Origin of the sequence: Leifsonia sp. 466MF, assembly GCF_900100265.1 — a bacterium.
GTDB lineage: Bacteria > Actinomycetota > Actinomycetes > Actinomycetales > Microbacteriaceae > Leifsonia.
Map to the genome: position 1 here is coordinate 986,850 of NZ_LT629696.1, position 14,415 is coordinate 1,001,264.

A 14,415-nucleotide genomic window follows, 5' to 3' on the forward strand; every position below is an offset into this window, starting at 1 on the left:
TCGACGCTAGGGCTGTGCGTGGGCTAAGTACAGCTCAGGTTCGTGATGATGGATTAGCATCCCTTCATGGCCGCCAACGTCGAGCACCTGCGGACCCTCGCCGCCGTGGTGGACGGCGGGACCTTCGAGGCGGCCGCCGCTGCGCTCCACATCACCCCCTCGGCGGTCAGCCAGCGCATCAAGGCGCTCGAGGAGCAGAGCGGGCGGGTGCTCGTCCGGCGCAGCAAGCCGGTCGCGCCGACCGGGGCGGGCAGCGTCCTGCTTCGCCTGGCCCGCCAGCTGACCCTGCTGGAGGCGGAGGCCGCGGCCGAGCTGGCGGGCGATGACGACGAGGCGACCGCCACGCCGCTCCCGCTCGTCGTCAATGCCGACTCCCTCGCCACCTGGGTGCTTCCCGCGCTCGCCCGGCTCGACGGCGTCGCGTACGAGCTGGCCATCGACGACCAGGAGCACACCCTCGACCGACTTCGTGACGGCACGGCGCTGGCGGCGATCGGATCCGACCCGGAGCCCGTGCAAGGGTGCACGTCCTCGCCGCTCGGCTCGATGGTCTACCGCGCCGCGGCGAGCCCGGCGTTCGTCGCTCGCTGGTGCGCCGATGGCTGGAGTCCGGAGGCGGCCGCCGTCGCGCCGATGCTGGTTTTCGACCGCAAGGACGCCCTGCAGGACCGCTACCTCGACACGTTCGCGCCCGGTGCCCGACCGCCGCGCCATTACATCCCGGCGTCCACCCAGTTCGTCGAAGCGGCGGTGCACGGGCTGGGCTGGGGGATGCTGCCCGATCTGCAGGCGGATGCGCTCGTCGCCTCGGGCGCGCTGGTCGTGCTCGACGACTCCCGAACGGCCGAGGTTCCGCTGTACTGGCACCAGTGGTCGCTGCGGTCGGCCGCGCTCGACGCCGTCGCTGCCGCGATCGGAGAGGAGGCGCGCCGCGTCCTCCGGCCTACAGGGTCGCCAGCACGAGGTCGAGCGCGTCCGCGAAGCGATCGGCGCTCTCGCGCGTGATGCACAGCGGCGGCTTGATCTTGAGCACGTTCTTGTAGTCGCCGGTCGGCTGCACGATGCAGCCCTCCGCCAGCATGCGGTCGCACACCAGCGCCGCCTCCGCGGTCGCGGGCTGCAGCGTCTCGCGGTCGAGGACCAGCTCCATGCCGAGGTACAGGCCCATGCCGTGGACGGCGCCGACGAGCGGATGCCGCTCGCCCAGTTCACGCAGACGCGCGGCAAGATGGTCGCCGACCGTTGCGGCGTTCTGCTGGAGGCCCTCGTCGCGCATGACGTCGAGCACCGTGAGTCCGACCACCGACGAGACGGGGCTGCCGCCGGCGGAGGAGAAGAAGCTGCCCTCGGCCGCGAACGACTCCGCGATCTCGCGCCGGGTGATGACGGCTCCGAGCGGCTGCCCGTTGCCCATCGCCTTCGCGATCGTGATGACGTCCGGCACGACCCCCTGCTGCTCGGAGCCCCAGAAATAGTGCCCGAGCCGGCCGTAGCCGACCTGGACCTCGTCGGCGATGCAGACGCCACCGCGTGCGCGGATGCGCTCGTAGACCCCGGCCAGGTAGCCGTGGGGGAGCATGAGGCCGCCCGCATTTCCGAACACCGGCTCGGCGATGTAGCCCGCGACCTCGGTGCCGGTCGCCTCCAGCTCCGCGAGGTCGGCATCGAGGTCAGCCAGGTAGGCGGCCGCGGACTCGGACCCGCGGTGGCGCCCGCGCAGCGAGTTGGGCGCGGCCACGAGCTTCACCCAGTCGGGCCGGGTCTCCAGGGCGCGCGGGTTGTCGCCGAGGGACGACGAGACGCCGTCGGAGCCGATGGTCCAGCCGTGGTAGGCCTCGGTCACCGCCAGAATCGTCCGCCGGCCGGTGTGGATCTGGGCCAGGCGGAGCGCGAGGTCGACCGCCTCGCTGCCGCTGTTCACCAGGAAGACGGTGTCGAGCCCCTCTGGCGCGATCTCCGCGAGGCGCTCGGTGAAGCGGGAGAGCTCGTCGTAGTGAAACCGCGAGTTCGTGTTCAGCCGCGCCCACTGGTCCCGCACCGCGTCGACCAGCCGCGGGTGCCCGTGGCCGATCTGCGTGACGTTGTTGACCATGTCGATGTAGCTCTGGGCCCGTGTGTCGACGAGGTGGTGCCGCCAGCCGCGTTCGATCAGCGGCGGATGCGCGAAGTAGTGCTCCTGAACCTGCGCGAAGGTCGCGTCCCGTCGGGCCAGGGACGCCTCCGGATCGGGTTCCGCCACCATGAGATCGACGCCGAACAGCGCCGACGGGTCGGGGGAGACGGCCGTCCAGGACGAGAACGGGAGCGTCGGCGTGACGAGTGACGGCGGGCGGTGGCCGCGAAGCGTGCTGAGCTGTGCCGTGAGGCGGATGGCCGTGCCGATCGGCGCGCCGGCCGTAACGGTCGCGGTCGTGAGTGGGCGGGTGAGTCCGTCCAGCCACAGGTCGGCATCGCCACCGCGCAGCAGCCAGGAGCCTCCGGTGAGGGCCAGCTCGCCCGCGAATGGGGCGGTCACCTCGACACCGGTGGGCGCATCCAGTGTCACGGCGAGGGCGACGGTCGCGGAGGGCAGGGCGCGATCGGTCCGGGCGCGGGTCAGCCGCGCTTCGCCGTACCGGGTGACGGCGTGCCCGTGCTCGCGGCACACGCGGGCGAGGACGGCATCCTCCGCATCCACCGCCAGCCAGGCTCCCGCATCGAGGTCGCGGGCGGTGACGGAGAGGTCGGCGAGGTTCTCGGGAGTGGTGGTGAGTGCGACCAAGCGGCCGAGACCGGTCGGCGCCCCGGTGACCGCGGACCGGGCGAGCCGGGCGCGGATCAGCGTCTCCAGCTCCGCCGCATCCAGTCGTCGGGCCACGTCGAACGCGACCCACTCGTGCGCACGGTTCTCGGCGGCGTAGGCGTTGTCGGCCTCCAGCGCGACCTGCTGCTCGCCGCTGACCACGAGCACGGCGCCGCGGAGGACGACCAGCGGCCACAGCGCGGCGAGGTCGGCGTCGTCGAGCGGCGACTCGGCGTGGAACGCCTCGATGACGTCCAGTACGGCGAGCGGCTCGTCCGGAAGGTGGTGCAGGGCGCTCGTGACGGTCGCGGCCAGTTCGGCCACGAGCCAGCCGTCGGACACGTCGCCGAAGTCGATCACGCCGGGTCCGTCATCGCCGAGCACGATGTTGTCGTCGGTCACGTCGCCGTGGACCGCCTGGACGCGCAGCCGGTCGCGCACCGCCTGCAGCCGGGCGAGGGCGGCGTCGGTCGCCTCCCGCACGACGGAGCGCTTCGCCGGCTGGGCGACGTGCTCGATCAGCAGGTCGACCACCTCGCCGCTGACGCGCGCATCCCACTGCGTCGTCCGGTCGAGGCCCGGGTGGCGGAGCGCGGAGAGCCCGGCGGCGACGCGGCCGGCGAGGGTGCCGAGAGTGCGCAGCTGCTCGCGCGTCGGACGGCCGACGTCGGTGAGCGGATCCCCGTCCAGGTAGCGCAGCACGCGGGCGAGCAGGGTCGTGCCCCGGACGTCGACCTCGACCAGTTCGTCCCCGCCGGTGGTCTCGAGGACCTCCGGGATGCGGATGCCCGACCCCGCGAGCGCGCGGAGGGCCGCGTTCTGAGCCCGCAGTTCGTCGGCGGAGAACACCGGGTTGGCGAGCTTCAGCACGTACCGGTCGGTGCCGGTGTCGATGCGGAAGTTGCGATCCTGGTTGCTGCCGAGCTCGGTGATGCGGCCGTCGAGGCCGAAGTGCGCCGCCGCGATCGCCGCCGCGTCGTCGGCCGTGACGTCCGGGCGCGGGAGAGCGGGCTGGGTGAGGAAGTCGAAGTTCGGCAACAGGGCTCCAGGGCTCGGGTGGGGCGGATCTGACGTCAGTCTATTGAGGGGGTATGGACGCCATGTCGACCGTGGACCGAGGTTGTGGACAGGCTGCCGATTGTGGATAACCACCGGTATCAATTCGGCTCCCGTCCAGCGAACGCTCGGGGGTGTCCGCGTAGCCTGGTGCCCGTGAAATCCTGGAGGACCGCGCTCGCGGCATTCGTCATCGACGTGGCCCTCGTGACCCTCTTCGTGCTCATCGGGCGCCGCAGCCACGGGGAGGCGAACTCCGTCCTCGGGATCCTCGACACTCTCTGGCCGTTCCTCGTCGGCCTGGTCGTCGGCTGGCTGGTGACGTGGGCCTGGTACCGCCCGCTCGCGATCATCTGGCCGGGCATCCCCGTGTGGCTGATGACGGTCGCTGTGGGGATGCTCATCCGCACATCCGCGGGCCAGGGCGTCCAGCCGTCGTTCATCGCCGTCGCTGCCGTCGTGCTCGGCGTGTTCCTCGTCGGCTGGCGCCTGATCGCGCTGCCGTTCGTGCGGCGGCGCCGGACCCTCGCCGCCGCGCAGCAGGTCGCTGTCGACCGCGCCGTGCGCTAGAGCCCCTTCTTAGCGCGCCTTTTCAGCGCGCCTCTCCTCAGCCGACCAGGTGCAGCTCCCTGCTGGAGTTGTTCAGCCGGTGCGGGCCGTCTTCCGCCGCGACGACGATGTCCTCGATCCGGACGCCGAATCGACCGGGCAGGTAGATGCCCGGCTCGATGGAGAAGCACATCCCCGCCTCGATGGGATGGTGCTCGCCCTCGACCATGTACGGCGGCTCGTGCGTGGTCACGCCGATGCCGTGCCCGACCCGGTGGATGAAGAACTCGCCGTATCCCGCCTCGCGGATCACCCGCCGGGCGGCCCGGTCGACCTCCTCGCACGGGACGCCGACGGCAACCGCCTCGAAGGCGGTCTGCTGCGCCAGCGCGACCACGTCGAACACCTCGCGCTCTTCGTCCGTGGGCTCGCCGACGTGGACGGTCCGGGTCGTGTCGGACCCGTAGCCGTCGAGCAGCCCGCCGAAGTCGAGGACGACCATGTCGCCCTCGACGATGATCCGGGAGCCCGGCTCGTGATGGGGATCGGCGCCGTTCGGACCGGAGGCGACGATCGTGAAGTCGACCTGCGCATGACCGTGCTCGCGCAGCAGCCGGTCGAGGTCGGCCGCCACCTGCAGTTCGGTGCGCCCGGCGAACGGCACGCGCAGGATGTCCTCGAACGTCGCGTCGGCCGCGGCCCCGGCGGCCGCGAGCCGGTCGATCTCGTCGCCGGTCTTGACCGCCCGCAGCATCGGCAAGGCGTTGGAGATGGCTGCGAAGCGCGCGTCGGGCAGCTTCTCCTGCAGGCCGAGCAGGTGCATCGCCCAGGTCGCGTCGGAGATCGCGTATCGGCCGTCAGGCCGGAGCAGTGCAGCCGCCGGGACGTACTCGTCCTGACCATCGGACCAGTCGGTCAGCCGGATCGCCCCGGCGGCGCGGGTCTCGGCGGCACCGCCGTGCTCGAGCGCAGGCACGAGCATCGTCGGCTCGCCGTCGGCCGGGATGACGAGCAGGGTGATCCGTTCGGTCGTGGCGACGGGAAGGTAGTCGGCGAAGTAGGCGAGGTCGGGGCCGGGCGCGATCACCAGGCCGTCGAATCCCGCCGCGCGGGCCTGGGTCGCGCCGCGCTCCAGGCGCTCCGCGAAGTGGCGCGCTCTGATCTCCTGCATGTGCGTCTCCTCTCCCGGTGCTGTCGTGCCCGATTCAGTCTTCGATCGGCCCGAGCCAGGCGTTCGCGACGGTGTTGTGCGCCGACTCGGCGTCGGAGGGATGGAAGATCCCGGCGAGAACATCGCGGTACAGGCGCCCCAGCTCGTTGCCGGCGAAGAAGGTGGAGCCGCCCGAGACGCGGATGGCCTGATCCACGACCCGCCGCGCGGTCTCGGTGGCCCGGACCTTCAGTCCGACCAGCTTCGGGAACCACAGCCGGCCGTGGTCGGCGAGGGTGTCGACGTCGCCGGCCAGCGCATCCAGCTGGGGGAGCAGAGCATCCTGCTCGATCGCGGCTTCGGCGACCCGCCACCGGATGTCCGGGTCGTTCGCGTAGCTGCGCCCGTCGTTCTTGAGGCTCGTGCGGCGGTGGGCCGCCTCGACCGCGAGATCGAGAGCCCGTGATCCGATGCCCGTGTAGACCGCGGCGAGCAGGATCTCGAAGTTCGCGAAGATGGCGAACACGAGCGGGTCGGGATTCGGACCGGGGTCGAGGCGCCGCACGACGCGGTCGGCAGTGGCCCGCGCACCGTCGAGCACCGTCGTGTTGCTCTGCGTCGCACGCATCCCGAGCGTGTCCCAGTCTTCCCGGATCTCGAAGCCGCCTCCGGTGCGCTCGATGAAGCCGTACACGATCTTGGGGGCGTCGTCGCTCGTGCTGTCGAGGCCCATCGTGCCCAGCCGGGTCCAGGCGGGGGAGAGGGATGTGAAGATCTTCCTGCCGTGGAACCGGTACGACCCGTCGGATTCCGGGCGCGCCTCCGTCGTCGAGCCGAACAGCACCAGGTCGTTGCCCGCCTCGCTGAGACCGAAGGCGAAGACTTCGCCCTGGCCGGCCTCCCGGAGCACGAACTCCAGAGAGTCGTCGCCACGGTCGCGAAGTGTCTTGGCGATGCCCGTCCAGACCAGGTGCATGTTCACGGCGAGGGCGGTCGCGGGCGCGGCCCCGGCCAGGCGCGCCTGCAGGCGCGCGGTCTGCTGCAGGCTGAGCCCCAGGCCGCCGAACTCGGTCGGCACGAGGGCGCGGAGGTAACCTTCGTCGGCCAGTTCGGCGAAGTCTTCTGTGAAGAACCGGTTGTCGCGGTCGTAGCCGGCGGCTCGCTCCCGGATGCGGGAGAGGAGGTCGTCGGACAGCAGGGTGGTGTCGGGGGAGGTGTCGTGCTCGGTCACGTTCCTCACCCTAGGCGAGCGCGACCGAGCACGGCAGGCCTCCGGCTCTTCTGTGGAAAGCCGGAGGCTGTGGAGGATTACTGGGCGGTGTAGCCGCCGTCGACCAGGTGGTAGCTGCCGGTGATGAAGCTCGCGGCATCCGAGGCGAGGAATACGACGAGCGCGGCGACCTCCTCCGGCTCGCCCAGACGGCCGAGCGCGTGCTTGCCCTCGAGGAACTTCAGGGCGTCCGCATCCAGATTCGATGCGACGAGCGGGGTGCGGATGAAGCCGGGGCCGACCGCGACGACGCGCACGTTCTGCCCGGCGTACTCGATCGCGGCGTTCTGCGTGAGGCCCAACAGGGCGTGCTTCGCGGTGACGTACGCGGAGGAGTTCGCGAATCCGACGCTGCCCAGGATGGACGCCATGTTCACGATAGCGCCGCCGCCGTTGGCGGCGATGGCGTCGAGCTGGGGCTGCATCCCGTAGAAGACGGCGTTGAGGTTGACCTCGATGACCTTCCTCCACGAGTCGACCGGGTACTCGCCGACGGGCGCGGACGCTCCGCCGATTCCGGCGTTGTTGACGGCGATGCGGAGCGGAGCGAGCTCGTTCGCCGCTGCGACGCTGGCGGTCGCGAACTCCGGGTCGGTCACATCCCCGGCGAGCGCGCGAGCGGTGCCTCCGGCCGCGGTGATCTCGTCGACGACGGCCTTCGCGTGCTCCTCGTTCAGGTCGGTCACGAGGACCGAAGCGCCACTCGCCGCGAGGGTGAGCGCGATGGCGCGGCCGATGCCCGAGCCGCCTCCGGTCACGATCGCGGACCGGTCGGCGACGTCGTACTGAGCCATGAAAATCTCCTTTCGTTATCCGACAACTGTCGGATAACTCCATTGTACGATCGTCCGGTGGATGCACGCCAGCAGAAGACGCTCGCCCGGCTCAGCGCCACCATCCTCGACCTCGCCAGCCGTGGGCCGGTGAGCGAGGTCACGGTGTCGGCGCTCGCCGCGGCGGCCGGCGTCCACCGCTCGACGGTGTACGAGTACGCGCCGTCACCCGCCGCCCTGCTGGAGAGCGTGCTGCGGTCGGAGCTGGATGCGCTGCGCACCGAGTACCTCGTCGACGTCGAACCGTCGGATGCCGGAGCCGCCGTCGTCGGCGTCACCCGCGCGGTGCTGCGGCACGTTGACGACCACGACATCATCTACCGGCGCGGGCTGGGGACCGAGAGCGGAGCGGCAAGTCTGCACGCCATGCTCAGCGAGCACTTCCAGGCGTCGATCGACCTGCTCCTCGACCAGCACAGCCTCGTCGTCCCGGCGGACGACGACGTGGAGCGCCGAGCGATCGCGCGCTACCTCGCCGACGGCACCATCGGCGCGATCGACGTCTGGCTCACCCGCCCGCGGCCGCGCGACGTGGATGCGTTCCTCGCTCTCGTCGGGCGGCTCACGCCCGCGTGGTGGCCGGGAAGCGGCGGATCGCAACCCCCGGACACCGCATCCCGCCCGGCATAGGCTGAGGGCATGGAACAGCGCATCCTCGGTGGAACAGGACGGGAGGTGTCGGTCGTCGGACTCGGCACCTGGCAGCTCGGAGCGGACTGGGGAGACGTGTCGGAAGACGACGCCCTCGGTGTGCTCGAAGCGGCGGCGGAGTCCGGCGTCACCTTCTTCGACACCGCCGACGTCTACGGCGACGGCCGCAGCGAGCAGATCATCGGGCGGTTCGTGACCGAGCACCCCGAACTGCCGCTCACCGTCGCCACCAAGATGGGGCGGCGCGAAGCGCAGGATCCGGCCAACTTCACCCTGCCGAAGTTCCGCGAGTGGACGGACCGCTCGCGCCGGAACCTCGGGGTCGACAGGCTGGATCTGGTCCAGCTGCACTGCCCTCCCACTCCCGTCTTCTCGACCGACGCCGTGTACGACGCGCTCGACACACTGGTCGAGGAGGGCGCCATCGAGAACTACGGCGTCAGCGTGGAGACCGTGGACGAGGCGCTGGCGGCGATCGCGCGGCCCGGCACGGCGACGGTGCAGATCATCCTGAACGCCTTCCGCCTCAAGCCGCTCGACCGGGTGCTCCCGGCGGCGCGCGAGGCCGGCGTCGGTGTCATCGCGCGGGTGCCGCTCGCCTCCGGGCTGCTCAGCGGCCGGTACACCGAGCAGACGACGTTCGCGGCGGACGACCACCGCACCTACAACCGCCACGGCGAGGCGTTCGACGTGGGCGAGACCTTCTCGGGCGTGGACTTCGAGGAGGGTGTGAAGGCCGCGCGCGAGTTCGCGGAGCTGGTGCCGGAGGGCGCGACGCCAGCGCAGGCGGCCATCGCGTGGATCATCGCGCAGGACGGCGTCACCACCGTCATCCCCGGCGCCCGTTCGCCCGAGCAGGCGCGCGCGAACGCGGCCGCCGCCGGTGTGCGCCTCCCCTCCGACTTCGACGAGGCCGTGCACCGCATCTACGACACCCACTTCCGCGCCTCCGTCCACCCCCGCTGGTAGCCCCGCCTCCCCGGCTCCCCGCTCCGCCTCCCTCGCCGAGGTGCACGTTGTGGCGGCTATTCCGGCGGAATACCGACCACTACGTGCACCTCGACGATCCTTCACCGGGTGCGGAGCAGGTGACGAACCCGCGAAGCGAGGGTGTGCGGCTCGCGGAGGTCCGCCGCGGTCACCCGCACCATGCGCCAACCCAGGTCTTCTACGCGTTCCCGGCGGCCGATGTCCTTCATCCAGGTCGCCCGATCCACGCGGTGGACATCGCCCTCGTACTCGAGCGCGATTCGGGATGCCGGATAGGCCAGATCTGTACGAGCGACGAAGCGGCCGTCGTCGTCGCAGATATCGACGTTGAGGAGTGGCTCGGGCAAGCCGGCCTCGTGCAACGCGAGGCGCAAACGCGTCTCGCCCGGCGACTCGGAGCCGACGCGAATCTTCTCGAAGGCCGATCGCGCGCGGGCGATGCCTCGCCGACCCGACGCGGCAGTGATCGCTGCGCGCAGGGCGTTCTTGTCGGTCAGTGGATGACGTCCGCCGATCAAGAAGTCGCCGGCGACGACGAGGGCGGACACCGACAGAAGGGAAGCGAGGTCGATCCAGGTCTGCTCCGGTGTCGTGACGGGCAAGCCTCCGACCACGCGCACATCCCAGCGGCGCAGCTTGTGTCCGATGAACCCGTGAATCGACGGCGGTCGTCCGGGGTCGGGCACACTGACATGGATGCCTGGCGGGAGTTCTGCCGGTACGGGGATGTCGTACAGCCGGGCCGCCGTCGTGTGGCTGAACGCGAAATCCCGCTCGCGGTGCAGAGCGTATGCGCGTAGGCGGGCTTCGAGACCGTCCGCACAGAGGGGGATGCGGACCCCGCGAATCGGCGTGATGAGGTCGCCGGCGCGCATCCGGGAGCGGGTCACCCCCGTCTCAGCACCCGCTCGCGTGGTGAAGGGGCCGTCGGTGAGCGCGTCGTCCAGTTCGGCGAGATGTCGTCCCATCTGCACATCGTCTCGGCTGCCGCCCCGTACATCCGGTTATCCACAGCCCCGGCTTTGTCGAGGTGCACGTTGTGGCCGCTAAAACGGCGGAATAGCCGCCACTACGTGCACTTCGGCGAAAGGGGAGTAGGGGTAGGGGGTCAGGAGGGTTGGACGGGGACGGGCTCCGTGTCGGGGATGGGGGAGGCGTCGCGACCGCGCAGGTCGGGGTGGATGCGGTGCGCCAGGGCGGGCACGACGAAGCCGACCAGGGCGAAGGCCCCGGCCACCCAGAAGGCGCCGACCGCACCGACGCCGTCGATGAGGAAGCCCGCGACCGCGGAACCGAGGGCGGCTCCGATGAGCTGGCCGGTTCCGACCCAGCCGTAGGCCTCCGCGGTGTCCGAGAACTTCACACTCGCCGACACGATCGCGAACAGCACGGCGAGGGCGGGGGCGATGCCGAGGCCGGCGATCAGGAGGGTGAGCGACAGCCCCCACCACGACCACAGCATGAACGTCGACAGCACGACGCCGACGAAGACGATGAGCATGCGCCGCGCGGTCGCCCATGGCCCGATCGGCACGTGACCGAACGCAAGGCCGCCGACCAGCGAGCCGAGCGACCAGATGGCGAGCACGATGCCCGCGAGCGGAGACCCCTCTCCGAACGTCGCGACCACACCGGCCTCGACCGCCGAGCAGGAGCCGATGAGCAGGAAGCCGACGACCGTCGCGAGGAGCACGGGCGGCCGCGCCAGCACCGTCCCGAACCGCCGCTTGCTGCGCGGGATGCGCACCCGGCCGACCTCGGGCGACGAGATGAACCAGCATCCGCCGGCGAGCATGATCGCGACCGACATCAGGATTCCCTCGACGGTTCCGATCTGGGTCGAGACGAAGGTGATGGCGACCGGGCCGGCGATCCAGATGATCTCCTGCGCCGAGGCGTCGAGCGAGAACAGCGGGGTCAGCTGCCGCGAGTTGACCATCTTCGGATAGATCGTGCGGACGGCCGGCTGGATGGGCGGCATGCTGAGGCCGGCGAAGAACGCAACGCCCATGGTCAGGGGGATGGGCATGACGAAGAGGCCGATCGCGGCGACCGCCACCGAGCAAAGCGCGAGCGTCGTCCAGAGCACGACCCGCATGCCCAGGACGCCCATCAGCCGGCTGGTCATCGGCCCGGCGATGGCCTGTCCGATGCTCATCGCGCCGAGCACCAGACCCGCGGCGCCGTACGAGTCGTGGACGCGCTCGATGTGCAGCAGGAAGGCGAGCGACAGCATGCCGAACGGGAAGCGTGCGGTGAGCTGAGCCGCGATGATGCGGGCGACGCCCGGCGTCTTCAGGAGGCTCGTGTAGGTGCTCACAGCCATCCACACTATCGGTCGCGGAGGCGGTTCCGCGGGAGTATCCACACTGTCCATCCCCCCTTCGTGGGGTGTGGAAACTGTGCATAACTTCTCCCCATCTGTGGACGACACGCCCACTAGATGTGGGGGAGTGGAAATGTCGGACCCCCGCTATATAGTGGTCGAGCACACAGAGCCGGTCAGCCTCCCCCCGATGCGGGAAGGCACGGTTCCGCGGGGATTTCCGCCGCTCACGCGGCTTAGCGAATGAGGGAGAGACAGTGGCTATCACAGTCGTGAAGCGCAACGGCGAGCGCGAGCCGTACGACGCCAACAAGATCAACCTGGCCATCGAGAATGCGGCCCAGGGTCTTGACGAGAACATCACGTGGGTGACGCAGATCGCGAGCGAGCTCGAGCTCACGCTCTTCGACGGCATCACGACGCAGCAGCTCGACGAGGCGGTCATCCAGGTCGCCCTCCAGAACGTCAAGGACGACCCGGCGTTCGATACCGTCGCCGCGCGCCTCCTCCTCAAGACGATCTACAAGCGCGTGCTCGGCGACTACGAGAGCCACGACGAGCTCGTCGAGCTCCACACCTCCCGCTTCCGCGGCTACATCGAGCGGGGCGTCGCCGAGACGCTGCTCGACGGCCGTTTCACGACCGCGTTCGACCTCGACCGCCTGGCCGGCTACCTCGACCCCTCCCGCGACGAACTGCTGAAGTACATCGGCGTCGTCACCCTCAACAACCGCTACGGCATCAAGGCGCGCAACGGCGACTCCCTCGAGGTGCCCCAGTTCTTCTGGATGCGCATCGCGATGGGCCTCTCCCTCAACGAGGCCGACCCCACCAGCCACGCCATCGCGTTCTACGACAAGATGTCGAAGCTCGAGTACCTGGCCGCCGGATCGACCCTGGTCAACGCCGGAACCGCCTACCCGCAGCTCTCCAACTGCTTCGTCATGGAGATGCAGGACGACATCGAGCACATCGCGAAGAGCGTCCGCGACGTCATGTGGCTCACCAAGGGCACCGGCGGCATCGGCCTCTCGGTCACCAAGCTGCGTGCGCAGGGCTCGCCCATCCGCTCCAACAACACCACCTCCACCGGTCCGATCCCGTTCATGCACACGATCGACTCGGTACTGCGCGCGGTCAGCCGCGGCGGCAAGAAGTTCGGCGCCCTGTGCTTCTACATGGAGAACTGGCACATGGACTTCCCGGAGTTCCTCGACCTCCGTCAGAACTCCGGCGACCCGTACCGCCGCACCCGCACGGCCAACACCGCGGTGTGGATCAGCGACGAGTTCATGAAGCGCGTCCAGAACGACGAGGACTGGTACCTCTTCGACCCGCTGGAGGTCGCCGACCTCAACGAGCTGTACGGCAAGGCCTTCTCGGAGCGCTACGCGCACTACGTCGCCGAGGCCGAGGCCGGCAACCTCAAGATGTTCAAGAAGATCAGCGCCCGCGCGCAGTTCAAGGACATCCTGATGAGCCTCCAGACCACCAGCCACCCGTGGCTGACCTGGAAGGACACCATCAACAACCGTGCCCTCAACAACAACACGGGCACCATCCACCTCTCCAACCTGTGCACCGAGATCACGCTGCCGCAGGACCGCGACAACGTCTCGGTCTGCAACCTCGCGTCGATCAACCTGTCGCGTCACCTGGTCGACGGGAAGATGGACTGGGAGCGCATCGAGGCCAGCGCCCGCCAGGCGGTCCGCCAGCTCGACAACCTCATCGACATCACCGTGTCGAGCGTTCCCGAGGCCGACTTCTCGAACCAGCAGAACCGCGCGATCGGCCTCGGCGTCATGGGCTTCACCGACGTCGTCGAGAAGCTGGGCCTCAGCTACGAGAGCGAAGAGGCCTACGCCCTGATCGACGAGATCATGGAGCACGTCTCGTACGCCGCCATCGACGAGAGCGCCGACCTGGCGCAGGAGCGCGGCGCGTACCCGAACTTCGAGGGCTCCCGCTGGTCGCAGGGTCTGGTGCCTTATGACTCGATCGCCCTCACCGAGGCCGACCGCGGCGTCCCGATCACCGTTGACCGCACCATCCGCCTCGACTGGGACCGTCTCCGCGAGAAGGTCAAGGGCGGCATGCGCAACGCCACCCTCATGGCCATCGCGCCGACCGCGTCGATCGGTCTCGTCGCGGGCACCACGCCCGGCTTCGACCCGCAGTTCTCGCAGATCTTCAGCCGGTCGACCTCCTCGGGCAAGTTCCTCGAGGTCAACCGCAACCTGGTCGAGACGCTGCAGGAGCGCGGCATCTGGCAGGACGTCCGCGAGGCGATCTTGCGGTCGCAGGGCGACATCCAGAACATCGCGGAGATCCCGGACGAGGTTAAGGCCACGTTCAAGACGAGCTTCCAGCTCTCGCCGTACGCCTTCATCGAGGTCGCGGCCCGCGCCCAGAAGTGGATCGACCAGGCGATCAGCCGCAACATGTACCTCGAGACGCGCGACCTCGGCGACATGATGGACATCTACTACGCGGCCTGGGAGAAGGGCGTCAAGACGACGTACTACCTCCACATGAAGCCGCGTCACCAGGCCGAGCAGTCGACCGTCAAGGTCAACAAGGCCGAGGAGATCAGCGGAGGCCGCAAGGGCTTCGCCTCGGTCGGCGCCGGCGCTCCGGCTCCGGCTGCGGCTCCCGCCGTCACGGAGACCGCGCCGGCCTCCGCCCCCGCTCGCCGTGGCTTCGGCTTCGGCGGTCTCGGTTCCTCCACCCCGGCGGGCGGTGAGAACAAGTGAACAGCACCAAGATCGAGGAGTACTACGTGCCGGTCGACCCGATGGACGACCT

11 protein-coding genes are annotated in these 14,415 nt (G+C 69.8%); 5 read left to right on the plus strand and 6 right to left on the minus strand.

Annotated elements, in window-relative coordinates:
- The first annotated feature begins 66 nt into the window (after positions 1 to 66).
- Positions 67 to 1,005 carry a LysR family transcriptional regulator ArgP gene (locus tag BLR91_RS04775; RefSeq protein ID WP_089876732.1) on the plus strand — a complete coding sequence of 313 codons (939 nt, stop codon included), beginning with the start codon at positions 67 to 69 and terminating at the stop codon, positions 1,003 to 1,005.
- On the opposite strand, the gene BLR91_RS04780 is transcribed toward BLR91_RS04775, so the two are convergent.
- Positions 944 to 3,820 (minus strand): aminotransferase, encoded by a 2,877-nt coding sequence (locus BLR91_RS04780; protein WP_089876730.1) that lies wholly within the window; start codon positions 3,818 to 3,820, stop codon positions 944 to 946. The genes BLR91_RS04775 and BLR91_RS04780 overlap by 62 nt on opposite strands.
- Before the next feature lie 174 nt (positions 3,821 to 3,994).
- Here BLR91_RS04780 and BLR91_RS04785 point away from each other — a divergent pair, with 174 nt between their 5' ends.
- Positions 3,995 to 4,408 (plus strand): DUF3054 domain-containing protein, encoded by a 414-nt coding sequence (locus BLR91_RS04785; protein ID WP_442911226.1) that lies wholly within the window; start codon positions 3,995 to 3,997, stop codon positions 4,406 to 4,408.
- A 37-nt stretch (positions 4,409 to 4,445) separates the two neighbouring features.
- Here BLR91_RS04785 and BLR91_RS04790 read toward each other — a convergent pair whose 3' ends face one another.
- The 3 genes from BLR91_RS04790 to BLR91_RS04800 all read right to left on the minus strand — a co-directional run bounded on the left by BLR91_RS04790 (position 4,446) and on the right by BLR91_RS04800 (position 7,601).
- Positions 4,446 to 5,558 carry an aminopeptidase P family protein gene (locus tag BLR91_RS04790; protein ID WP_089876728.1) on the minus strand — a complete coding sequence of 371 codons (1,113 nt, stop codon included), beginning with the start codon at positions 5,556 to 5,558 and terminating at the stop codon, positions 4,446 to 4,448.
- A 34-nt stretch (positions 5,559 to 5,592) separates the two neighbouring features.
- Positions 5,593 to 6,768, minus strand: a complete 1,176-nt coding sequence (locus tag BLR91_RS04795; RefSeq protein ID WP_089876726.1) for an acyl-CoA dehydrogenase family protein — start codon at positions 6,766 to 6,768, stop codon at positions 5,593 to 5,595.
- A 77-nt stretch (positions 6,769 to 6,845) separates the two neighbouring features.
- The gene (locus BLR91_RS04800; protein WP_089876724.1) at positions 6,846 to 7,601 is read right to left on the minus strand and encodes an SDR family NAD(P)-dependent oxidoreductase; all 756 of its coding nucleotides are present in this window, start codon (positions 7,599 to 7,601) and stop codon (positions 6,846 to 6,848) included.
- 57 nt (positions 7,602 to 7,658) lie between these two features.
- On the opposite strand from BLR91_RS04800, the gene BLR91_RS04805 reads away from it, so the two are divergent.
- Both BLR91_RS04805 and BLR91_RS04810 read left to right on the plus strand, forming a co-directional pair.
- Positions 7,659 to 8,270, plus strand: a complete 612-nt coding sequence (locus tag BLR91_RS04805) for a TetR/AcrR family transcriptional regulator (RefSeq protein WP_089876722.1) — start codon at positions 7,659 to 7,661, stop codon at positions 8,268 to 8,270.
- A gap of 9 nt (positions 8,271 to 8,279) precedes the next feature.
- Positions 8,280 to 9,260, plus strand: coding sequence for an aldo/keto reductase (locus BLR91_RS04810; protein WP_089876720.1), 981 nt, complete (start codon positions 8,280 to 8,282; stop codon positions 9,258 to 9,260).
- A gap of 101 nt (positions 9,261 to 9,361) precedes the next feature.
- Here the strand turns inward: BLR91_RS04810 and BLR91_RS04815 are convergent, their stop codons facing one another.
- Entirely contained in the window at positions 9,362 to 10,249 is an 888-nt protein-coding gene (locus tag BLR91_RS04815; RefSeq protein WP_089876718.1) for a hypothetical protein, read from the minus strand.
- Positions 10,250 to 10,389: 140 nt separating this feature from the next.
- Entirely contained in the window at positions 10,390 to 11,607 is a 1,218-nt protein-coding gene (locus BLR91_RS04820) for an MFS transporter (protein ID WP_442911225.1), read from the minus strand.
- A 257-nt stretch (positions 11,608 to 11,864) separates the two neighbouring features.
- On the opposite strand from BLR91_RS04820, the gene BLR91_RS04825 reads away from it, so the two are divergent.
- Positions 11,865 to 14,363 carry a ribonucleoside-diphosphate reductase subunit alpha gene (locus BLR91_RS04825; protein ID WP_172823184.1) on the plus strand — a complete coding sequence of 833 codons (2,499 nt, stop codon included), beginning with the start codon at positions 11,865 to 11,867 and terminating at the stop codon, positions 14,361 to 14,363.
- The last annotated feature ends 52 nt before the right edge of the window (positions 14,364 to 14,415 follow it).